Source organism: Pseudoalteromonas sp. BSi20439 (assembly GCF_000241165.1).
Lineage (GTDB): Bacteria > Pseudomonadota > Gammaproteobacteria > Enterobacterales > Alteromonadaceae > Pseudoalteromonas.
This window is the reverse complement of the sequence record NZ_BADW01000117.1, coordinates 49,322-71,364: the sequence shown is the minus strand read 5'-3', so window position 1 is coordinate 71,364 and position 22,043 is coordinate 49,322. Positions and strand designations below refer to the sequence as shown.

General features: G+C 40.6%; 18 protein-coding genes. 3 read left to right on the top strand and 15 right to left on the bottom strand.

Annotation, left to right across the window (positions count from 1 at the left end; genetic code table 11):
* Window positions 1-46 precede the first annotated feature (46 nt).
* The 14 genes from P20439_RS11110 to P20439_RS11045 all read right to left on the bottom strand — a co-directional run bounded on the left by P20439_RS11110 (window position 47) and on the right by P20439_RS11045 (window position 15,979).
* On the bottom strand, window positions 47-3,133 hold the full coding sequence (locus P20439_RS11110) for a ligand-binding sensor domain-containing diguanylate cyclase (protein ID WP_008110210.1): 3,087 nt from the start codon (window positions 3,131-3,133) through the stop codon (window positions 47-49).
* 31 nt (window positions 3,134-3,164) lie between these two features.
* On the bottom strand, window positions 3,165-3,650 hold the full coding sequence (locus P20439_RS11105) for a phosphatidylglycerophosphatase A (RefSeq protein ID WP_008110211.1): 486 nt from the start codon (window positions 3,648-3,650) through the stop codon (window positions 3,165-3,167).
* Entirely contained in the window at window positions 3,647-4,621 is a 975-nt protein-coding gene (gene thiL, locus P20439_RS11100; protein WP_008110214.1) for a thiamine-phosphate kinase, read from the bottom strand. Before thiL ends, P20439_RS11105 begins: the two co-directional genes overlap by 4 nt.
* An 84-nt stretch (window positions 4,622-4,705) precedes the next feature.
* Window positions 4,706-5,119: a transcription antitermination factor NusB gene (gene nusB / locus P20439_RS11095; protein WP_008110215.1), complete on the bottom strand. Its 414-nt coding sequence runs from the start codon at window positions 5,117-5,119 to the stop codon at window positions 4,706-4,708.
* A 15-nt stretch (window positions 5,120-5,134) separates the two neighbouring features.
* Window positions 5,135-5,599 (bottom strand): 6,7-dimethyl-8-ribityllumazine synthase, encoded by a 465-nt coding sequence (gene ribE / locus P20439_RS11090; protein WP_008110216.1) that lies wholly within the window; start codon window positions 5,597-5,599, stop codon window positions 5,135-5,137.
* Window positions 5,600-5,692: 93 nt separating this feature from the next.
* On the bottom strand, window positions 5,693-6,805 hold the full coding sequence (gene ribBA / locus P20439_RS11085) for a bifunctional 3,4-dihydroxy-2-butanone-4-phosphate synthase/GTP cyclohydrolase II (RefSeq protein WP_008110217.1): 1,113 nt from the start codon (window positions 6,803-6,805) through the stop codon (window positions 5,693-5,695).
* Between the two features lie 28 nt (window positions 6,806-6,833).
* Window positions 6,834-7,487 (bottom strand): riboflavin synthase, encoded by a 654-nt coding sequence (locus tag P20439_RS11080; RefSeq protein ID WP_008110218.1) that lies wholly within the window; start codon window positions 7,485-7,487, stop codon window positions 6,834-6,836.
* A 24-nt stretch (window positions 7,488-7,511) separates the two neighbouring features.
* Window positions 7,512-8,639, bottom strand: a complete 1,128-nt coding sequence (gene ribD / locus P20439_RS11075; RefSeq protein WP_008466845.1) for a bifunctional diaminohydroxyphosphoribosylaminopyrimidine deaminase/5-amino-6-(5-phosphoribosylamino)uracil reductase RibD — start codon at window positions 8,637-8,639, stop codon at window positions 7,512-7,514.
* 2 nt (window positions 8,640-8,641) lie between these two features.
* Window positions 8,642-9,091, bottom strand: a complete 450-nt coding sequence (gene nrdR / locus P20439_RS11070) for a transcriptional regulator NrdR (RefSeq protein ID WP_008110220.1) — start codon at window positions 9,089-9,091, stop codon at window positions 8,642-8,644.
* 107 nt (window positions 9,092-9,198) lie between these two features.
* Entirely contained in the window at window positions 9,199-10,455 is a 1,257-nt protein-coding gene (glyA, locus tag P20439_RS11065; RefSeq protein WP_008466843.1) for a serine hydroxymethyltransferase, read from the bottom strand.
* A gap of 267 nt (window positions 10,456-10,722) precedes the next feature.
* Window positions 10,723-12,006 (bottom strand): threonine synthase, encoded by a 1,284-nt coding sequence (gene thrC / locus P20439_RS11060; protein ID WP_008112009.1) that lies wholly within the window; start codon window positions 12,004-12,006, stop codon window positions 10,723-10,725.
* A gap of 11 nt (window positions 12,007-12,017) precedes the next feature.
* Window positions 12,018-12,953 carry a homoserine kinase gene (gene thrB / locus P20439_RS11055; RefSeq protein WP_008466840.1) on the bottom strand — a complete coding sequence of 312 codons (936 nt, stop codon included), beginning with the start codon at window positions 12,951-12,953 and terminating at the stop codon, window positions 12,018-12,020.
* Window positions 12,954-12,962: 9 nt separating this feature from the next.
* Window positions 12,963-15,380 carry a bifunctional aspartate kinase/homoserine dehydrogenase I gene (thrA, locus tag P20439_RS11050; RefSeq protein WP_008466836.1) on the bottom strand — a complete coding sequence of 806 codons (2,418 nt, stop codon included), beginning with the start codon at window positions 15,378-15,380 and terminating at the stop codon, window positions 12,963-12,965.
* Between the two features lie 230 nt (window positions 15,381-15,610).
* Window positions 15,611-15,979 carry a response regulator gene (locus P20439_RS11045; protein WP_008112003.1) on the bottom strand — a complete coding sequence of 123 codons (369 nt, stop codon included), beginning with the start codon at window positions 15,977-15,979 and terminating at the stop codon, window positions 15,611-15,613.
* A gap of 378 nt (window positions 15,980-16,357) precedes the next feature.
* Here P20439_RS11045 and P20439_RS11040 point away from each other — a divergent pair, with 378 nt between their 5' ends.
* Together P20439_RS11040 and rdgC are read left to right on the top strand one after the other, a co-directional pair.
* Window positions 16,358-18,124 carry a sensor histidine kinase gene (locus P20439_RS11040; protein WP_008111996.1) on the top strand — a complete coding sequence of 589 codons (1,767 nt, stop codon included), beginning with the start codon at window positions 16,358-16,360 and terminating at the stop codon, window positions 18,122-18,124.
* 73 nt (window positions 18,125-18,197) lie between these two features.
* Complete coding sequence (gene rdgC, locus P20439_RS11035; RefSeq protein ID WP_008111993.1) at window positions 18,198-19,109, top strand: recombination-associated protein RdgC; 912 nt, start codon at window positions 18,198-18,200, stop codon at window positions 19,107-19,109.
* Window positions 19,110-19,176: 67 nt separating this feature from the next.
* Here rdgC and P20439_RS11030 read toward each other — a convergent pair whose 3' ends face one another.
* Entirely contained in the window at window positions 19,177-20,016 is an 840-nt protein-coding gene (locus tag P20439_RS11030; RefSeq protein WP_008111992.1) for an HDOD domain-containing protein, read from the bottom strand.
* 288 nt (window positions 20,017-20,304) lie between these two features.
* Between P20439_RS11030 and P20439_RS11025 the strand changes: the two genes are divergently transcribed.
* Window positions 20,305-22,005: an NUDIX hydrolase gene (locus P20439_RS11025; RefSeq protein WP_008111990.1), complete on the top strand. Its 1,701-nt coding sequence runs from the start codon at window positions 20,305-20,307 to the stop codon at window positions 22,003-22,005.
* The last annotated feature ends 38 nt before the right edge of the window (window positions 22,006-22,043 follow it).

Sequence of the window (22,043 nt, the reverse complement as noted above, 5' to 3'; positions counted from 1 at the left end):
TAAAAAAGGAGCCATTGGCTCCTTTTTTGTTGCTCACTTATAATCTCTAGCGCATCCACACCTTAATGTCGGCCAAGCCATTACTTTGCAATAAGCCAATCTGCTGTTCAAAGTTCGGGTTTTGCTCAAACTCAAATGCATCTAATTGCTCATCAAAGGTAATGTTAGCAACGCCATCGCCACCGCGTTTTTTAACTTGATGCAATGCGATATCAGCTAAATTAATCGATGTCTCCCAGCTAATAACTTGACCACCTAACAGGGGGAGCGGATAGAAAGACCAACCCACTGATGAGGTAATACTCGTTGTTTCGCCGTTCGGAAGCTGGAAGTTATAATCGGCAATGGCTTGGCATAACTCTGACACATAGCTGTCGATTAAATTACACTTAAAGTCACGCAATAACAGTAAAAACTCATCACCACTCCAACGTGCAACGTAATCAGAGCCTTGAGTACGGGAGTTAAGTAATGCCGCCACTTGTTGTAAACAGCTATCTCCAGCAATAGGGCCATAAGCATCATTAATACGGCTAAAGTTATCTAAATTAATAATTAATAACACCAAAGATTTGCCCTGAGCCTGTAATGACTGCGAATTACGCTGAAAATGCTCAATATCTTTTGGTAGTTGATCAAACAAGAAACGACGACTTCTCAGCCCAGTTAGCTCATCAGAGTGACTAACAAGTTTAAGCTGAGAATTTACTTGGTTTAATTTATCATTCGCTTGACGAAGCTCTAGGGTTCGTTCAGTAATAAGCCCTTCGAGTACTTGTTGCTTACGTCGCTCTTGAACTTTAAATACCCAAAACACTAAATAAAACAGCAGTACAAAACCACTGGTGATCAGTAATCTAAAGTAGATGGTTTCACCAAACCGTTCAGGAACAACAAACGCATATTCGGCTGATTGCGCTTTACCCCAATCCTCACCTTGGCGTTTAGTTTCTAATTCAAATAAAAACATACCGGCGGGTAAATTTGTATAAATTGCTTCTCGACGGGTATTTGCATAGCGCCAATCGTTATCAAGCCCATTAAGTTTATATCTAAACTCAATACTTGCCGGAGCGTAATAATCAATCGCAGTATAGGTAAGTGTCACATCACGCTCATCGGTCTCAAGAACCGGTTTTTCACCTAACGCAGCAGCTGCAAGCTTTCGTGATGGTGTGGTTAAGGTTTCTATAGTTGGTTTAAGTGAGCGTAATCCAAATAACTCTACGTCTTTAGGGATTTCTACAACGCCTTGCAAACTGGGATACCAAATAGAGTTATCCATATCAACCACCGCATCATGGCCTAAACCATTACAACATTGGCTGGCTTTACCATCGAGCTGACGGTCAAATGAAGAGATCACTTCTTCTACTTTTAGGCTTTCGATGTTGGCTTTAAATTGCTCAACAGGCATGCGGTAAACCCCTTTCATGGTGCTTACCCAAATTCGCTTTGAGGTGTCATCGTATTCTAAGCTGAATATAGAACCATATGGCAACCCATTGGCGGCGTCTAGTTGCTGCCATTGCCCTTGTCCACTGCGATAAAACAGGCCATCGTTAAGCGAGCCAATTAAAATGCCTACCCCTTTTATATGTAAAATGCTGGTCACATACGCACTTTCTAAGGTGGTTTGGTCACCTATTTTTTCTATCCCGCGTTCAGTAAAGTAATACGCGCCTTTACTGGTGCCAATAACCCCAAAATTTGGTTTATCTAAAACATAGGTTACAAACTTACTGCCTAAAAAAGCATTGTACGCAAAAGGGTTTAAACCATTGTAATTTAAACGGTATAACCCTCGTCCGGTGCCTACCCAAAAACCACCTTTAGTTGAAGTGCTAATTGCAAAAACTGGGTTATCGCTCAATGCACGAGCAGGGAAACTATATAAGGTATTCGACTCGTAAAAAAACAAGCCTCTGCCAGTAGCAACATAAAGGCGATCGCCATCAAATTGCAGGTCATGCACCGAGGCATTTCCATACTTGGCACTATTAATAACATTAATAAAAGTTTTATCGGCATCAAAATAGCCAACGCCACTTTTATTGGCAATCCATAACTTACCATCAGGTGATTTACTAATTGCCATTACCGCTTCGGTCATTTTAGAAATGGCAGAATGGCGCTCTATTCGCCCTTCGTGAGCAAGCCATAATCCTTCACTAAAACTCGCTAACCATATGTTATTTTCATCATCTCTAAATATATCAGCAAACCAAATACTCTGATCTAACTGGCTGGGTTCAACCCACTGCCAATCATTAGATTTAGCCCTGAACAATAAACGTCCATAGGTTGATACCCACAAGCCGCCATTACCGTCGCTCATAAATTTATACACAGCTGAGTTATTAGCATTGGGCAGTGGAAACGGGCGTAGCTCATCATCTAAATCTAAAAAGTAAGCGCCTAGCTCAGAAGCAAGATATAAATTGCCATTTAAAAAGGATAAGTCGTGAACAATTGTTTGTGCTAAACGATCAGGCAAGGCCACTTTAGCGGTAAGCTCTAAGCGCAATTTAGAAAAATCAGACGCGCTTTGCGTCAGGCGTAATAAATTACGGTCGTTAACCAGCCAAATTCCCTCTGGTGAGAGCGCCATTTTACTGACTGACCCTACTATTTGGGTGATAGCAGTAGCGTTTACAATAGGGCTGGGATTATTTAGTTGGTCGCGCAGCTCTATTTGGCCTCTGTCTATATAATAGAGCCCATTAGCTGCTATCCAAATACTGCCTTGAGAGTCTTCAAGAATGTCTCTAACAGGGCCTTTAATATTAAACTCTTGTGCGGTTAGCTTCTCAGGATCGATAACCACAAGGCCATTTTTCGTGCCTATCCACAACAAGCCTTCACCATCAATCAGTAATTTATTGATGCCATTGCTGGGTAAAAACAGACTATTTTGAGTGTTGTAATTAGTAAAAGTGTTACCATCAAATCGGCTTAATCCGAATTGCGTACCAAGCCACATGTAGCCCTGGTTATCTTGCACCACACTTTTGAGGGATTGTGAGGGAAGTCCGTCTTTAATGTTCCATTGTTTAACTACGTAATCAGTAATTGAAGCCGTACTTGGCATGGCACACATCAAGAGTACACAAACCAATAAAAATCGCATCATAGTGCTGCCACCTAGTTAAACAAATAATAAATTAAAAGGGTAGTAAACCTACTTTTATCAATGCTTGCAAACAAATAAGCGAAAAAATACCTGCAAGTACATCATCGGCCATAATACCAAACCCACCATGAGCACGTTTATCAAGTATACGAATCGGCCCTGGCTTTGCTATATCAAAAAAGCGAAATAGTAAAAAGCCCACTAATAATGTTTGCCAATTCAGTGCTGCACCAATCATCGTTATATAGTAACCAGCGACTTCATCCCAAACAATAGCGGGGTGGTCATGAACTTGGAGGTCATCGGCTGTTTTTCCACATGCCCAAATACCAAATATACTGATCACCACCGCAAATACAATTTGTAACCATAACGGAAAATGCATGGTAATAAAAATAAACGGTAACGCCGCTAAAGTACCAAATGTACCTGGGGCTTTAGGCGCAAGCCCTGTACCAAAACCCAAACCAAAAAATTGATGTGGGCGTTTTAAATTAAATAATCGGTTTTTATTCAAACCTGCTCCTTGGAAAAGTGCTCAAAGCCTTTGTGCTCAAAAACAAACTTTTCACCTTGGTGTAATAATTCTATATTCCCGTCACCACTTTTGATTTGGCCGATACAGGTTGCTTCTACACCGTATTGGCGCAACTTAATATCGAGCATACTCTTATTGCTGTCTGGGACAGTGTAAAGTAGTTCATAGTCATCGCCATAGTTGAGTATAAAAGGAAGCTGTTGCTCAAAATCAAGACTCGCTTGCATCGCATCAGAAGTAGGTACATTTTCAATATTGATTGTTGCACTGACCTGTGACAAATCCAAAATGTGACCTAAATCAGCAAGTAAACCGTCTGAAATATCAATAGCTGATGACGCTAAGCCACGCAAAGCTTGTCCGGCGGCCACGCGTGGCGTTGGAAAGTTTAAACATTTATTAATATGCTTTAAATGTTCAGGTGCAACTGGCAAACCTTGTTTTTTTGACTCAATAGCCAAACCAGCATCACCTAGCGGTCCGGTTACAAAAATCCAGTCGCCCACTTTTGCGCCACTTCGACGCAGTGCTTTACCTTCAGGAACCGTGCCTTTTGCACAAATAGTAATACTGAGTGGGCCTTGAGTCGTATCGCCACCAATAATTTGTACATTAAAGTACTCAGCAATTTCATGCATACCGTCAGTCAGTTCTGCAATCCATTGTGGATCGATACTTGGCAACGTGAGTGCAACCGATACCCATGTAGGCTCTGCACCCATGGCAGCTAAATCACTTAAATTTACTGCCAGAGCTCGATGCCCTAATGCGCGAGGAGAGATATCATGAAAAAAATGCACCCCAGCAACTAAGGTATCTGTTGTTACAGCAAGCTGACAGTTTGCTGGTACAGTGACAAGCGCACAGTCATCTCCAATCCCTAAATTAACATCGCGACGAGTGATACCGCGACCTTTAAAGTAGTGATTAATTAATTCAAATTCCTTCATACACAAAAAAGCCGACCTATGCCGGCTCTCCTTTTTAACGGTTATTTATAACAACTCACTGAAATTAATATGCAGCTTAAGTTGTTATGACTTGCGTAACTGTTTTACAGCTTTATCAAGTACACCGTTTACAAATTTATGGCTATCTTCAGCGCCAAACATTTTCGCTAATTCAATGCTTTCATTGATAGCCACTTTGTAAGGAACATCTTCACGAAATTTAAGCTCGTAGCTGCTTAAACGTAAGATTGCACGTTCAACTTCGTCTAATTCATCAAATGGACGAGTTAAATGAGGCGATACAGCTTCGTCTAGTTGCTTATGATTTACGGCAACTCCACGCGCTAAATCTTTAAAATATTCAACATCAATTTTAGTCACATCGTTTTCGATCAACATTTGTTGTTCGATATCGGCAATTGCATTGCCGCTTAATTGCCATGAATACACGGCTTGAAGTGCTAAGATACGTGCTTTACGTCTTGCTGCTGGTTTCACAAAAATTCCTTAAACTTAAATTTTATCTAACACATTAACCATTTCAAGCGCACCTAAAGCAGCTTCGCCGCCTTTGTTACCCATTTTGGTACCTGCGCGCTCAATTGCTTGCTCAATGCTTTCAGTGGTTAATACGCCAAATGCAACCGGGATATCATACTCAAGCGATACTTGTGCAAGCCCTTTATTTGACTCGCCAGCGACGAGATCAAAGTGAGGCGTGCCCCCTCTGATCACTACACCTAAGGCGATAATTGCATCATATTCTTTTTTTGCTGCAACGCGTTTCGCTGCTAAAGGTAATTCAACCGCACCGGGTACGTAAATCACGGTAATATCGTCTTCTGATACTCCACCAGTACGTTTTAGCTCATCAACAGCACCTGCAAGCAAGCTACTACCAATAAAGTCATTAAAACGAGAAATGACAATGGCAAACTTTTTGCCTGGAGCGTATTTATTACCTTCAATAATTTTCATTTGATAACCCTAAAAATAAGTTTAAGCGATTTCGGTTGCGCAAAAATTGATGCGCATTATACCACATAAATAAAATAATAACCTAGCGCGTAATTATTGTGGCTCTACGTAGTCAACCACTTCTAAATGGAACCCTGATAATGCATGGTATTTTTTAGGTAAACTCATCAAACGCATTTTTTGAATACCTAAATCAGCCAGAATTTGCGAACCCACACCTACGGTGCGCGAAGTACCTTGAAATTTACGTGGCGTCACATTTTCACCCTCATCAGCTGCGGCAAACGCTTTTACTGTGGCTTCTAACTCTTCAGTGCTTTCTTGCTTACCTAAAATAACTAAGGCGCCATTATGCTCAGCAATATAAGCCATTGCTTGCGATAAACCCCAACTACGGTCAGCATTGCGATCAGAGAGTAAAATATCGTTAAAGGTACTTTGTAAATGCACACGTACTAAGGTCGGTTCTTGTTGCTTTATTTCACCTTTAAGCAATGCATAGTGTAACTGCCCATCAATGGTGTCTTTGTAAGTCACTAAGTCAAACTCACCATGTTCAGTGGGCAATTTACATTTTGCAACTTGCTCAATTGTGGTTTCGTTTAGGTTACGGTACTCGATTAAATCAGCAATGGTGCCAATTTTAATATCATGTTGCTTAGCAAATACTTCTAAATCAGGACGACGCGCCATGGTGCCATCTTCATTTAGGATTTCTACAATCACTGATGATGGCTCAAGCCCTGCTAAACGCGCTAAGTCACACCCTGCTTCTGTATGCCCTGCACGTGTTAACACGCCGCCTGGTTGCGCCATAATAGGAAAAATATGACCTGGTTGTACAATATCGCTTGGCACAGCGCCTTTCGCGATGGCAGCTTGAACAGTGCGGGCACGATCCGCTGCAGAAATACCTGTGGTAACCCCTTTTGATGCTTCAATAGACATAGTAAAGTTAGTTGAGAATGCGGCACCATTATTTTTTACCATTAATGGTAAATCAAGCTGCGAGCAACGCTCTTGAGTCATCGTTAAACAAATTAGTCCACGGCCATGAGTCGCCATAAAGTTAATGGCTTCTGCACTAATGTGTTCAGCAGCAATAATTAAATCGCCTTCATTTTCTCTGTCTTCATCATCCATTAAAATAACCATTTTACCGGCTTTAATGTCATCAATTATTTCTTGTGCACTGTTTAAATTCATAAGTTGCTCGTATAAGTTGTCAATGTCGTTATTTTATAAAGCCCGCTTTAGCGAGTAAGCTCATCGAAATATCTGAACCCGTAGGTTGTTCAGCCCCTCTAACTAGGCGCTCTAAATAACGTGCTATTTGGTCGACCTCTAAATTCACTTTGGTACCGACTTGAAAATCAGCTATGGTCGTTTGCCCGCTGGTGTGGGGCACAATAGTCAGTTTAAATTTATTACCTTCAACTGCATTAACCGTCAGGCTAATACCATCAATACAAACCGACCCTTTGTAAGGAATGTATTTCATTAAATTTTCATCGGTGGCTAACCAATATTCTGTTGCTCGCGCATTGGCATTAATTGCTGTGATAGTGGCAATGCCATCTACATGGCCAGACACTAAATGACCACCGAGGCGCGAAACAGGTTGCATCGCCTTTTCTAGATTAACGGTTTGCCCTAATGCGTAATGTGCAAACCCTGTTAAGCTAATCGTTTCATTTGATAAGTCTGCACTAAAGCCGTCAATATGCTTATCAACAACCGTCAGGCAGACACCATTGGTTGCAATACTGTCACCTAACTTAACATCACTCATATCAAGGTTTTTACTTTGGATACGAATAGCTAAATCACCTTGTTTTTTTTGTAATAACGCAATTTTACCTGTCGCTTCAACTATTCCAGTAAACATAGTGCTACTCTTTATATAAAATGATTAATGAGCTTTTTTTAGTGCTGTGATACGTAAATCATCACCGATTGGCACACACTCATTAAAAGTTAAATTAATGGTATTTTGCATACTCATTAACTCTGGGAAATTTAGTAAACTTTTAGCATCGCTGCCCATTAATTTAGGAGCAATGTAAAAAACAAACTCATCAATTAAATCAAGTTCTGTCATTTTACCGGCCAGTGTCGCTCCGGCCTCTAGCCACACATTATTAAACTGCAATTGGGCAAGCGTGTGTAACACGGCCAGTAAATCTACTTTATTATTATTTTCAGGTACTTCAATCTGTTTAACAAAATGAGGCCACTGATGCGATTTATCAACCTTGGTGGTAAATATTATCACCTCACTTTGAATTGAAAATAAGGCAAGATCAGGGGTAAGTCTGTTTTGTGAGTCAATAACAACGCGAACCGGTTGGCGCAGTGGTAAATCAGTTGGTAAAGAATACGGTAACTCTTCTGGGCGCACATTTAATTTTGCATCATCCATTAATACCGTATCGGCACCGGTTAAAATTGCACAGCTTTGTGCTCGGTATAGTTGCACATCTTGGCGCGCTGCGGGGCCAGTTATCCATTTACTTTGCCCGTTTTTAAGCGCCGTTTTACCATCTATACTTGCGGCCATTTTGCAAGTCACAAAGGGTAATCCCTGCTCCATGCGCTTAAAAAACCCAAGGTTTAATGCGCGAGCTTGCGCTTCAAGTAACCCGTAAGCGACTTCTATACCAGCATCCGCTAAAATTTTCAGACCTTTGCCTGCAACTTGCGGGTTGCTGTCAACCATTGCGGCAATCACTTTTTTAACACCTGCTGCTTTTAGCCCTTCAGCACATGGCGGTGTTCGACCATAATGACTGCAAGGCTCAAGTGTTACATAAGCGGTTGCGCCTTTTGCATTTTCGCCAGCCATAGCCAGTGCGTTTACCTCTGCGTGACCTTGACCCGCTAACTGATGAAATCCTTCACCTATTACTTTATTATTCTTTACGAGTACGCAGCCAACATTAGGATTAGGAGTGGTGGTAAAGCGTCCTTTTTTTGCCAGTTCAATAGCGCGAGCCATGTAGCGTTTATCATCCTCTGAAAACGAACTTTGCTTGGTCATTACTACTCTCCTAAGCGGGCTATTTCTTCACCAAATTCGCGTATATCTTCAAACGAGCGATACACTGAGGCAAATCTTACATAGGCCACTTGATCTAACTTTTTAAGTGCTTCCATAATGCACTCACCCACCAAATGGCTAGACACTTCGCGTTCGCCAGTGGCTCGCAGCTGCGATTTAATAATATTAACCACTTCGTCAACTTGTTCAGTGCTTACGGGGCGTTTTTCGAGGGCGCGAGTTAAGCCATTTAGTAACTTATCTTCATTAAACGGTTCGCGGCTGCCATCTTGCTTGATGACCCGTGGCATCACTAATTCAGCCCCTTCAAAGGTGGTAAATCGTTCGTGGCATTCATTACATTCACGACGTCTACGTACTTGGTGTCCCCCACCTACAAGGCGAGAATCAATAACTTTAGTATCTTTGGCGGTGCAAAATGGGCAATGCATAACTGTGTGTTTCCGTTTTAAAAACAAAAAATGGCCGCTATTATAGCGGCCATTATCATAACAAAAATGTGTGCAGTTGTGATCTAAATTACTATTTTACTCTTGGATTAAGCGTAAACAGGTAATTTTGCACAAATTGCTTTCACTTTTTCTTTTACTTGCGCTTGTACTGACTCATCTTCGATGTTGTCTAGTACATCACAGATCCAGCCCGCTAACTCTTTTGATTCAGCTTCTTTAAAGCCACGACGAGTGATTGCTGGTGAACCAATACGCAAACCAGAAGTAACAAATGGTGAACGAGGATCGTTCGGTACTGAGTTTTTGTTAACCGTGATATTCGCATTACCTAGGGCAGCATCGGCATCTTTACCTGTGATATCTTTATCGATTAAATCAAGTAAGAATAAGTGGTTGTCAGTTTTACCTGATACTACTTTGTAGCCGCGCTCTTGTAATACTGCAACCATTGCTTGAGCATTTTTAACAACTTGAGCTTGGTATGTTTTAAATTCAGGTTGAAGTGCTTCTTTAAATGCCACCGCTTTAGCAGCAATAACATGACATAAAGGACCACCTTGGCCACCTGGGAAAACAGCGCTGTTTAACTTTTTGTAAATATCTTCATCGCCACACGCAGAAATGATTAAACCACCGCGAGGGCCGGCTAATGTTTTATGTGTTGTGGTTGTTACAACGTGAGCAAATGGCACTGGACTTGGGTAAACACCCGCAGCAATTAAACCTGCAACGTGCGCCATATCAACAAATAAGTATGCGCCTACTTTGTCTGCAATTTCACGGAACTTAGCCCAATCAACAATACCTGAGTATGCAGAAAAACCCGCAATGATCATTTTTGGCTTGTGCTCAAGTGCTAACGCTTCAACTTGTGCGTAATCAATTTCGCCAGTTTCTTCGTTAAGTCCATACTGAATTGCGTTGTATGTTTTACCTGAAAAGTTTACGTGTGAGCCATGTGTTAAGTGACCACCGTGCGCTAGGCTCATGCCTAAAACGGTATCAAGTGGGCTTAATAGTGCTTGGAAAACAGCGGCATTCGCTTGTGAACCGGCATGTGGTTGCACGTTTGCGTAATCTGTACCAAATAATTCATTTGCGCGGTCAATCGCTAACTGCTCAACCACATCAACGTGCTCACAGCCACCGTAGTAACGTTTGCCCGGGTAGCCTTCAGCATATTTGTTAGTAAGTTGAGAACCCTGCGCTTCTAGTACGCGTGGGCTACAGTAGTTTTCAGATGCAATTAACTCAATATGCTCTTCCTGACGTGATGTTTCTTTGCTCATCGCGTCAAATAACTCTGGATCAAAGTCCGAAATATTCATGCTACGTTCTAACATTGGGGTCTCCTGGGCAACGTGTATGGGTATTTTTTAGAGGCTTTATTGTACGCTTAAAACGACGTTTTGCCTACGCTCTTAAGTTGAGGATATTTAAACAGGGATTGAAACTATTTCACAGCATTTTGATGATGATATTTTTTTATAAACTAATAACAATTTTAAATGAATTTTATTTACTACATTTATATAGCTTATGCGTTATGTCTAAAGCGATGCATAAATAAACAAAAAAAGCGGCCTAAGCCGCTTTTATTATCTGCCTTTTTAGGCAAGCTTTTTAAACAACTCTGTACGCAAAATATCATAATCGTTGTGCATATCAGTGGCTAAACACGGTTTTGCTAATGCATCAGCTAACGGCTTTGGCATATCTAATTCAACATTAAGGATATCCTCAACGCTGTCTTTAAATTTGGCCGGATGCGCAGTCGCTAAAAAAATCCCCACAGCATCTGCTGCCTTATTTTCTACAAGACCTTGGTAAGCAATTGCGGTGTGAGGCTCTGCAATATAGCCAAGCTGTTGAATTTTTTTCATCACTGCTTGTGTTTGCTGCTCATCAACACTCACCGAATAAAAGTTATCATAACTAAACCAGTTATTATCTAACATTGATTGCACACGTGGCCAGTTATTAGGTTTACTCACATCCATTGCATTTGAAAGCGATTCAATTGTCGCATTAGGCGTCCAATTTTTATCAAGCATAAAGCGCGGTACTGTGTCGTTTTGGTTTGTAGTCGCGCTTAGTTTACCAACTGGCATACCAATAACCGCGCCAATCATAGCCGCACACACATTACCAAAGTTACCACTCGGTACTGAAATATGCGCTGTAGCACGCTTTTCTTTTGGCAGCTGTGCAATGGCTTCAAAGTAATAACACACCTGCGCGACTAAACGGCTAATGTTAATTGAGTTTGCTGAGTTTAAACCTAACTTCGATTTTAGCTCTTCATCTAAAAATGATTTTTTAACCAACTCTTGGCAATCATCAAAACTACCCTCAATCGCATAACAATGAATGTTGTCACCAAGCGTTGTAAATAACTTTTGCTGCGCTAATGAAATTTTACCTTTAGGGTATAAAATAACGACATCAATATTTGGTTTGTTATAAAAAGCATGCGCTACGGCAGCCCCAGTATCACCCGATGTTGCAGTTAAAATAGTGACTTTTTCACCTTGATTAAATTGCGCCAAGCACTCGGCCATAAAACGGCCACCAAAATCTTTAAATGCCAGTGTTGGGCCGTGAAATAACTCTAAGCAATAGGTATTGTCTTCAACTTCCACCAGCTTAACCGGAAAGTTAAACGCATTCTTAACCATCTGGGCAACAGTATCACTTGGTAGCTCGTCACCAATAAGGTGCGATAAAATTTTGCCGCTGCGAGTAACAAAGTCCATATCTAGTAATGCATCAACATCACTTAATGGCGCTAACGACTCTGGAAAAAACACACCTTGATTACGCCCTAGTCCTGTTTTTACAGCTTCAACAAACGACACTTTTTGTGAATATTCTTTTAAATTATGTAATTGCATGACTCTTTATCCTATAAAACATTTAATTGACGCGTGCCGTCGTTATCTAATTTACAAATATGGCAAAAGCCTTGTTCGTTGATGTAATTTTCCTCTAGCCACTGCGCGCATTGCTCTGCCGCTTCAAGCGTTTTACATACACTAAACAAGGTCGGCCCTGCGCCTGAAATACTTACAACTTCAGCACCCAGTGCTGGTAAGCTTGCTTTGGCATCACTAAAGCCGCTTATAAGTGGCGCACGGTATGGCTCTGCTATTTCGTCTTTCATAATGCTTAATGCATCATCAAAACGCCCTGTTAACAGTAAGCTACTAAACGCCGATAAACGCTGAGCAAACTCAACCCCGGCATGCATACTTAGCTCTTTTGGTAAAACAGAGCGCGCTTTTGCGGTATTGAGCGAAAAGCCCGGAAATGCGGCGACGTAATACCAGTTTTCATCGACAGGTAAAGCAATAGATTTATCAGGAATTAAATCACCCGTTAATTGTAAGCCACCAAGGTAACAAGGAGTGATATTGTCATAATGACGTCCACCGCTTACCAAACCCTCAAAATCGGCCATTAGCTCTATTAACTCAACTTGACTTAAATTGGTTTGAGCAAACTTATCCAGCGCTACAAATGCTGCCACAACAGAGCAAGCACTTGAGCCCAACCCAGAACCTATAGGCAGATTTTTTTTCAATTCTAATTTTACGGCTGGCATATTCGGCGCTACATTTTTACGAAAATGCACTAAACATTGATACGCTAAGTTTTCCTTCGCATCGCTTGGGAGCTTATGAGCGTATTCGCCACTACAAATAAACTCATCACTAGGCGCTTCACAAATAGTAACCACATCCCCCAGCAAGCTGCCATCAATTGGGGCTAACGCCGCACCGAGGGAGTCAAAACCAACCGTAAAGTTACCAATGGAGGCTGGCGCATAAACTTCAATCATAACCGCCTCCTAGCGTGATAGTGTTTTAAGAATATCAGCAAATACGCCGGCAGCCGTTACTGCGGAGCCTGCACCATAACCACGGATAACGAACGGACGTGGTTGATAGTATTGGCTTAAAATAGCCAGCGCATTTTCACCATCACGAATAACACTCAATGCATGTGATGAATCGACCGCTTCAATACCTACTTTACAGTGACCATTTTTAATTGTGCCTACATAGCGAAGTACTTTACCTTCACTCGCTGCACTTTGAATACGGTCGTTAAAGCCAGCATCCAGGCTTGGTAGTTTTGCCATAAATTGCTCAACGTTGTCACCTTGGGCGAAGCCTTGTGGTAATACCGACTCCACTTCTATGTCGCTAAGCTCTAATTGCATGCCTGACTCGCGGGCAATAATGAGCAGTTTACGTGCAACGTCAGTCCCCGATAAGTCATCACGAGGGTCGGGTTCAGTAAAGCCACTTTCTTTCGCTTTAATCGTTGCTTCAGAGAGTGATAAACCATCTTCAAGGGCACCAAACATGTACGAAAGCGAACCAGATAAAATACCACTAAACTCAAGTAATTCATCGCCGGCACCAAAGAGTGATTGTAAGTTATCAATTACAGGTAAACCCGCACCTACATTGGTTTCGTATAAAAACTTACGGTTATTTTTATGTGTAGCTGCTATTAAATCTTGGTAATAAGTATATGAACTTGTCGTGGCTTTTTTATTAGCAGCCACAACATGGAACCCAGCATTTAAAAAGTCGACGTATTGGGCAGCCAAGGCATCTGATGAAGTACAATCAACTAGCACAGGGTTAACCAGGTGATTTTGCTTAACAAACTGTTCAACTAATTTTAAATCGAATGCTTGCTCTGATTGCGCTAACTTTTGCTGCCAATCATCAAACGCAATGCCTTCACCATCAAGGTGTAATTGGCGAGAGTTAGCCACACCATATAGATTTAATTTAATATTACGCTTTTCAAGCCATGCTTGTTGACGCTCAAGTTGGTTAATTAGCTCTTGACCTACTAAGCCACAGCCCAATAAAAACACATCAATTGAAGGAACATGAGTGAAAAAGTTTTCATGACAAATTTTAACCGCGTCATTACATAACTCACCGTCAATAACAGCAGAAATTGCGCTTTCAGTTGAGTCTTGCGCTATGGCAACAATGTTTACTTGTGCTTGAGCTAGCGATGCAAAAAACTTAGCCGCTAAGCCTTTGTGAGCGCGCATGTTATCGCCCACTAGCGTTACTATTGCTAAATTACGTTGCACATTTACAGGCTCAATGAGCCCAGCTTTTGACTCTAAGTCAAAGGCTACTTGCAACGCACTTAACGCTAGATTTAAATCGCTTTCATGCACACAAAAGCTAATGCTAAATTCACATGATGATTGAGTGATCAGTACGATTGACACGTTATCATGCGCTAATGCATTAAATACTTTCGATGCCATGCCCACCTTGCCCTTCATACCAGGGCCCGAAACGGTCAGCATAGCTAAGTTTTGTAGGCTTGAGAGTGCTTTTACTGGTTCATCAGATACCGTATCGTTACTAATTAGTGAGCCTTGTGCATCTGGGTTATGAGTGTTTTTAATTTCGCATGGCACTCCAGCTTTTGCACACGGTAGGATAGTTTTAGGGTGCAACACTTTAGCGCCAAAGTAAGAAAGCTCCATTGCCTCTTTGTAAGATAGAAAATCAACCTTAGTGGCTTTTTTGATATAACGCGGATCGGCACTGTATACCCCATCAACGTCAGTCCATATTTGGCACACTTGCGCCTCTAAACACGCTGCAGCAATTGCCGCTGAATAGTCAGAGCCATTGCGACCAAGCGTTGTGAGTTCCCCTTTATCATTACTGGCAGTAAAGCCTGGCATAATATAAACCGTCGCAGGCGATTCTTTTAGTACCGCTTGAAAGCGTACTTTACTGGCGGCTAAATCCGCTTCAGCATCTATGTATCCGCCGGTTGAAACAATACAATCTGTTGCTTGTAGATAATGCGCGTTCTGATCGGCTAATAGGCTTTGCATTAGCGATACGCTAACACGCTCACCAAAGCTAATAATAAAAGCCCTGATCTTATCTGGGCAACACTTAATTAGTGCAACTCCATCCAGCTTATTTTTCAATTCGTCAAAGTCAGGCCAGTTTTGAACTGCTCCTTGCTTTTCTTCTACTGCCGTTTTTAAGGCATTGCAGCGGGTAACAAGTGCATCCCATAACAGATTGAAATCCTGCCCCTGCTCTGCAGCACTAGCTAGAGCAACAAGTGAATCTGTCATGCCACCAGGCGCTGAAAGCACCAGTAACATTTCATCCTTTAATTGTGCCTTAGCTAGAACAGCGACTTGCTCTAAGCAGGCAAAGTCAGCGAGCGATGAGCCGCCAAATTTTAAAACGCGCATTTTTTATGTTTCCTCATTCCATAAAACGAAAAAAGGCCTGTGTTCTAAGTGAACACAGGCCTTTAAATTTGTTGCACCGACCTATGCCACTATCCAGTAAGAATGGTGGTTGTAATAATAATGGTCGTTACAAGACTAAATGTTTTCATAAGCTTAAGACTGCCTTAACAAAGGCTATTCTGTCAACCCTAAATTAGAAGATAAAACAGTCTTTTTCATCATGAATTTTATTAATAAATGCCAAACTTATGCAAAACTTCGTTAAGTTGTGTTTTATTAATCGGTTTATGAATAAAATCGATTGCGCCAAGTTGCGCTACTCGCTCTCGCATTTTTTGTTGAATGTCAGCAGAAATTACCAATACATAAGATTCTATTTTATTTGCTTTAACTTGCTCAAGCACTGCAATGCCATCAACCTCAGGCATGGTTAAATCAAGACACACAAGATCAAACTGCCCATGATGCAATTGCTCCAAGGCCTCTTTACCGTTTGTAGCCTGTTGAATATCGGCATCAATGCACTCGTTTAAACAACGGATCACTTGCTTACGGGCAACGGTTGAGTCATCACAGACTAAAATAGAAAAACGCACCATAATGACTATTTAATTAAACTCATATAAAACACCTAAACCCACTTTAAAATTAATTTACTTGCTCAGTCAGTAAAAAGTCAAAAATATAACCAATATAAGTAGCGAGCAGGTTATTTACTATAGCTTTTATTAACGTTATCAATAAAATGCATGAGTGCACAATACAAATTAGCAAAATCCCCCTCCTAATTTACAAACAAACTAGCTAAACACACTACACTTGGATAGGAGTACAATTGTTAAGTTTACAGGGTAATGCTTATTTAAGAGCGCAAAATAACAATATAATAAAATATATGTTTATTTTTAATGATTTATTAACTAATGTTTATAAGCGTACACCAATAGCTGAATAATTAAAGGAAATACAAGTCCCTCATGCCGCAAAAAAGTCTTTCAACAAAGTTACTCACACGGGTTTTATCAGTTTATTTTATACTGACTTTTGTGGTGACCTGCGGACAAATCTTCGCAGAGTATGTTAATACCAAAGATTACATACGCGATGAGCTCGGCACACTACAAAAAACATTTGGTAGAAGTCTAACCCGAGCAATTTGGGAGCTAAATATAAAGCAAACCACCACAACTGCAGAGGGGTTGCTTGATATTCCTATGGTTGAAGGGGTTATTATTCGTGATGATAATGGCGCTATTATTTCGCAACTAGGCCGAGCGTTAAACATTCACAACCTATACAGCCAGCAGCTTGTTCAAGAAGATGTGATTGTAGAAGACACCAAGGCTGGTTTATTTGGCTATACATTTCCGCTTATTTTTGAGTTTTCAGGCCGTGCCACCCAAGTGGGCGATGTGACTTTATTTTCTAGCCGGGACGTAATTTTCAGCCGCATTATGCTCTCTATTTACTTTTTAATTGGCAACGCCATGATTAAAACCACCTTTTTAATCATCTTATTTTTGATCGCATTTAGAAAGCTACTAACCGAGCCGCTCACACAACTCACTGAGCAAATTGAATACCTTGAATTAGAAGAGCTCGATGGCCAGCACGTTAAAGTCGTTACCGATGAAAATAACGAGCTAAAGGTAATGGAGCGCTCTTTTAACAATCTGATTTCTAAAGTTGTTGAGTATAAAAAAGAGTTAAAACAAACTCAGCATGACCTAATCGAAAGTAATCAAAAACTAGATCAACAAAATTTGCAGCTTGAACAAGATGTTGCGCGTAAAACATCAAACTTAAGCCAAGCAATGATCGATTTACAGCAACAAAAATATGAACTCGAGCGCCAAAAAGCGGTATTAACTGAAGAAGTTGACTTACGAAAACAAACTGAGCAAGAACTGCTAAGTAAGCAAACTCAGCTACAGAACTCGCTCGATGAACTAAGCTTTGCGCAAGAGCAACTGGTTGGCTCAGAAAAAATGGCGGTATTAGGCGGTTTAGTAGCAGGTATCACTCATGAAATTAATACCCCTATTGGTATTGGCGTAACTGCTACTTCATTTTTGCAAGAGCGCTTAACTGAAATAGAAACCGCATTTAAGAATAAATCACTGTCTTCCTCTGCATTGGAAGGGTTTATTAATGATGCAGCACAAAGCGCTCAACTACTCTCTCACAATTTAGAGCGTGCATCAGACTTGATCACCAGCTTTAAACAAATTGCAGTAGATCAAGCCAGTGAGGCGTTAAGAACCATTAACTTTAAGGATTACATCAATGAAGTTATACGTTCTTTACATCCACAGATTAAAAAAACATCCCATAGCATTCGCCTACATTGCCCGGATGATTTAATTATTAATTTACCAGCAGGGGTGATCAGCCAAATATTTACTAACTTAATTATGAATTCATTAGTGCATGGCTTTGAAAATATAAACAGCGGCCAAATTACCATAGATGTAAACACCGATGAAAACGACTTAGTTATTAATTACCAAGATAATGGTATCGGTTTGAAACCAGCTCAACTTAAGCGTTTATTTGACCCATTCTTTACCACAAAACGTGATGAAGGTGGCAGTGGCTTAGGTGCTCACATTATTTTTAACCTTGTAAAACAAACACTCAATGGCAAAATTGAAGTCAGTAGCGAACCTAACCAAGGATTACATTACCGAATTTCGTTCCCTAAAAACATGTCATCCCCCCTGCCACTTTTTAAACTCGACTAAGTAAAATCAGCCGTTTCTAGAAGCGGCTTTTATTGCTATGATTGCACAAATTTTTTAAATGGATCATTTCCCTATGTGGTTTAGTAACCTTATATGCTATCGCTTTAAACAAGACGTTTCGTACACTCAAGAAGACTTTGATAAGGCGTTAGAACAAGATCTATTTCGTCCCTGCACTGGCCAAGAGTTGGCAACATTTGGCTGGACAAAAGCATTTGGTAAGCATGGTGAAACGCTGTCTCACTTTTCACAAAAAAGTATTTTAGTGTGTGCCAAGCGTGAAGAGAAAGTGTTACCCGCGTCTGTAATAAATGAGCTTGTCGCTGAAAAAGTAGATCAGATTGAAGCCGAAGAAAATCGCCCTGTAAAGAAAAAAGAAAAAGATGAATTAAAAGAAAACATCTTACACACGCTACTGCCACAAGCATTTAAAAAGTCGAGCCTACAGTTTGCGTTCATAGACCAAGAAAATGGTTGGGTTGTAGTTAATAGTGCAAGCTTTAATAAAGCTGAAGAACTTTTGGCGTTATTACGTAAATCGTTAGGCACGTTACCGGTTGTTCCTGCGTTTGCTAACTATGATTTAGATGTATTTTTAACTGACTGGCTTACTAACTTTAGTACACCTGAGGGCTTTGCGATTGGCTCAGATGCTGAACTTGAAGAAGCGGATGACAGTGGTGCCCAAGTTAAGCTTAAAGGCCATGACTTATCGTGTGACGAAGTGAAATCGCACCTTGAAAGTGGTAAACGCGTGACTAAGCTTGCCCTTGATTGGCAAGAGCGCGTTAAGTTTATGCTACAAAACGATGGTTCAATTAAACGTTTAAGCTACAGTGAAACACTTAAAGAAGAAAATGCAGATATTCCAAAAGAAGATATGGCGGTTAAGCTAGACGCAGATTTCATTCTTGCATCTGAGGAAATAAAGCAGCTTCTTGAAGAGCTTACTCAAGGCTTAGGTGATGCCGACGATTTAGCGTAAAAGCTTTATTAAATAGCATCACATATAAAAAGCACGATACTAATCGTGCTTTTTATTATTCAAAATTTTAGCTGAACATTTCTTTTACGTCTTCAACCAAATGCAGATACTCTTCACTCTCTAACATCTCTAAAGAAGGAATAATGCCTTTATCAATGTAGGTTTGTAGCGCCGCAGATTTATCTGATACCTGTAAGGTGCCTTCAAGGATTGCGCCGATACGAATAAAATCGATATAGCTAACCTCAGTCGAGCGATAGTTAACATCGGCCCAATGTTGTGCAACTTCTACAAACACATCTGGGAATTCCCATGCTTTCATAATTGAGCCGCCAATTTTACCGCTTAAGCGTTGAATTGCATGGGCTAAAAAGCTCGGATTAGCAAATACTTCAGGGTGTCGCTCAGCCTCAGTCAAAATTGGTAATACCCCAATATTATAAACCAATGAAGCTAAAGTAATGGCATCACGGTTAAGCGAGGTATGGGTATTTCTTTTTAAGTAAAATTCCATCAGTGAAATAGAATGCGAAGCAACATGCAGCGTTTTATGCCACGCTTTGCCCATATAGCCCTTTATTAGCTCATTGTTGGATACAAACAGCTGCTCCATTGCCATTGCCGTGGCTATATTTTTTATTTGTCTGAGCCCTATACGTGTCACTGCTTGATGTAAATTAGACACCTTTACAGCACGACCCATAATGGCACTATTTGCTACTTTAATCATACGTGCAGACAATGCAGGGTCATGCGCTATTGCATCTGACATTTGCATCAAGTTTACATCTGGGTTGTCAGCGGCTTGACGAACCTTAATCGCCACTTCAGGTAATGTAGGTAACACCAGTGTGTCGTTGTTAATTCTGTCAACCAAAATAGTGAGTAAGGCATTTTCTGTAGACATAAAATATCCCTTTGCTTTATGACCTACTACGCTTTACGGCAGGTCTTATATTATTAATTATTTCAATGCTAATGTAGTACTAAACATATACCCAAAGTAAAGAAACGTGTAGATAATTATTCAATTATTTACACCTCCTCCCCTGATTTATGCGCTCTAACGTCTAATACTTGCTATTTACTAGTGTGTTTTGCTTTAATGCGAACATGCTAAGGCAGATTAACACGCTTTCAGTACCTTAACTTACAGTACACCAGCTATAAAATTGACTTTTAAATAGGCAAAATAATGAACTTAAATAAAATTAGCCAAGCGATATTGCTCTCTGGCGCTGTTTTTCTTAGTGCCTGCTCAGAGCAAGCACCTTCTTCAAGCAACACAGCACAAAACTCTACGCCAGCGGCTTCAACAGCGCCTTCAGGCCCAACACTTGTTAATATTGACCGTCAACGCTTAGACATTTACACCGACTTTAGTTTACAAAGTGATTTATCGCACTTATCTGACAATCAAAAAGCCATGGTTGCTAAGCTTATTGATGCTTCAAAAATTATGGATGATTTATTCTGGAAGCAAGCATTTGGTAAAAATAAACAAGACTTTTTAGCACAATTAGATGATGAAAAAGTACGTCAGTTTGCCGATATTAACTACGGCCCATGGGATCGCTTAAACGGCGATGAAGTATTCTTATCAGGCAATAAAGAAAAGCCGCTTGGTGCAGGCTTTTACCCAGCAGACATCACCAAAGAAGAGCTTAATAACGCTGATGTAAAAGATAAAACAGGCCTTTACTCACTGATTAAGCGTGATGAATTAGGTAATTTATACAGCACACCTTATTCAGAAGAGTATGCAGTAGAGCTTGCTCAAGCTGCTGAGTTACTTCGAGAGGCTAGCAAACTAGCCGACGACAAAGAATTCGCCAACTACCTAAACTTACGAGCTGACGCAATCCAAAATGATGATTTTCAAGCCTCTGACTTTGCGTGGATGGATATGAAAAATAACCCTATCGATGTGGTTATTGGCCCGATTGAAAACTACGAAGATCAATTATTTGGTTACCGCGCAGCTTATGAATCATATGTTCTTATTAAAGATTTAAAATGGAGCGAGCGCCTAGCTAAATTTGCAGCGTTTTTACCTGAACTACAAAAAGGTTTACCTGTAGATAGCAAGTATAAGCAAGAAGTACCTGGCTCAGATGCTGATCTAAATGCCTACGATGTTGTGTACTATGCTGGGCATTCAAATGCAGGCAGTAAAACCATTGCGATTAACTTACCCAATGATGAACAGGTACAACTAGAAAAAGGCACACGTCGTTTACAGCTTAAAAACGCAATGCGTGCGAAGTTTGATAAAATTTTAGTGCCTATCTCAGAGCAGTTAATTGTACCTGAGCAACGCAAACACATTACCTTTGATGCATTCTTTGCTAACACCATGTTCCATGAAGTGGCTCACGGTTTAGGGATTAAAAACACCCTAACGGGTAAAGGTACTGTTCGCCAATCACTTCAAGAGCACGCTAGCGCTTTAGAAGAAGGCAAAGCCGATATTCTTGGTTTATACATGGTTGAACAGTTACTTAAAAAAGGTGAAATCACCGAAGGTACATTAGAAGATTACTACACCACTTTTATGGCGGGTATTTTCCGCTCAGTGCGCTTTGGTGCTTCAAGTGCGCATGGTAAAGCAAATATGATCCGCTTTAACTTTTTTGCTCAAGAAGGTGCCTTCTCTAAAAGTGAAGACGGACTTTACAGCATCAACATGGATAAAATGGGCGATGCTATGGCAAAGTTATCACGCCTTATTTTAACCCTGCAAGGTGATGGTGATTACGAAAAAGTAGATCAACTTATTGCCACTCATGGCGATATTAAAGCGGAGCTTGCTAAAGATTTAGAAAAGTTAAGCAAAGCGAACATCCCTGTAGATGTGACCTTCAAACAAGGCAAAGATGTGCTTGGCCTTAATTAATATGAGCTAAATTAGTTCACATAAAAAAAGCGTTACAC

Bases quoted from the DNA above. Each gene is read 5' to 3' on its own strand.
- P20439_RS11110 (WP_008110210.1), bottom strand. From the start codon at position 3,133: ATGATGCGATTTTTATTGGTTTGTGTACTCTTGATGTGTGCCATGCCA.
- thiL (WP_008110214.1), bottom strand. From the start codon at position 4,621: ATGAAGGAATTTGAATTAATTAATCACTACTTTAAAGGTCGCGGTATC.
- ribE (WP_008110216.1), bottom strand. From the start codon at position 5,599: ATGAAAATTATTGAAGGTAATAAATACGCTCCAGGCAAAAAGTTTGCC.
- ribBA (WP_008110217.1), bottom strand. From the start codon at position 6,805: ATGAATTTAAACAGTGCACAAGAAATAATTGATGACATTAAAGCCGGT.
- P20439_RS11080 (WP_008110218.1), bottom strand. From the start codon at position 7,487: ATGTTTACTGGAATAGTTGAAGCGACAGGTAAAATTGCGTTATTACAA.
- ribD (WP_008466845.1), bottom strand. From the start codon at position 8,639: ATGACCAAGCAAAGTTCGTTTTCAGAGGATGATAAACGCTACATGGCT.
- nrdR (WP_008110220.1), bottom strand. From the start codon at position 9,091: ATGCATTGCCCATTTTGCACCGCCAAAGATACTAAAGTTATTGATTCT.
- glyA (WP_008466843.1), bottom strand. From the start codon at position 10,455: ATGTTAGAACGTAGCATGAATATTTCGGACTTTGATCCAGAGTTATTT.
- thrC (WP_008112009.1), bottom strand. From the start codon at position 12,006: ATGCAATTACATAATTTAAAAGAATATTCACAAAAAGTGTCGTTTGTT.
- thrB (WP_008466840.1), bottom strand. From the start codon at position 12,953: ATGATTGAAGTTTATGCGCCAGCCTCCATTGGTAACTTTACGGTTGGT.
- thrA (WP_008466836.1), bottom strand. From the start codon at position 15,380: ATGCGCGTTTTAAAATTTGGCGGCTCATCGCTCGCTGACTTTGCCTGC.
- P20439_RS11045 (WP_008112003.1), bottom strand. From the start codon at position 15,979: ATGGTGCGTTTTTCTATTTTAGTCTGTGATGACTCAACCGTTGCCCGT.
- P20439_RS11040 (WP_008111996.1), top strand. From the start codon at position 16,358: ATGCCGCAAAAAAGTCTTTCAACAAAGTTACTCACACGGGTTTTATCA.
- rdgC (WP_008111993.1), top strand. From the start codon at position 18,198: ATGTGGTTTAGTAACCTTATATGCTATCGCTTTAAACAAGACGTTTCG.
- P20439_RS11030 (WP_008111992.1), bottom strand. From the start codon at position 20,016: ATGTCTACAGAAAATGCCTTACTCACTATTTTGGTTGACAGAATTAAC.
- P20439_RS11025 (WP_008111990.1), top strand. From the start codon at position 20,305: ATGAACTTAAATAAAATTAGCCAAGCGATATTGCTCTCTGGCGCTGTT.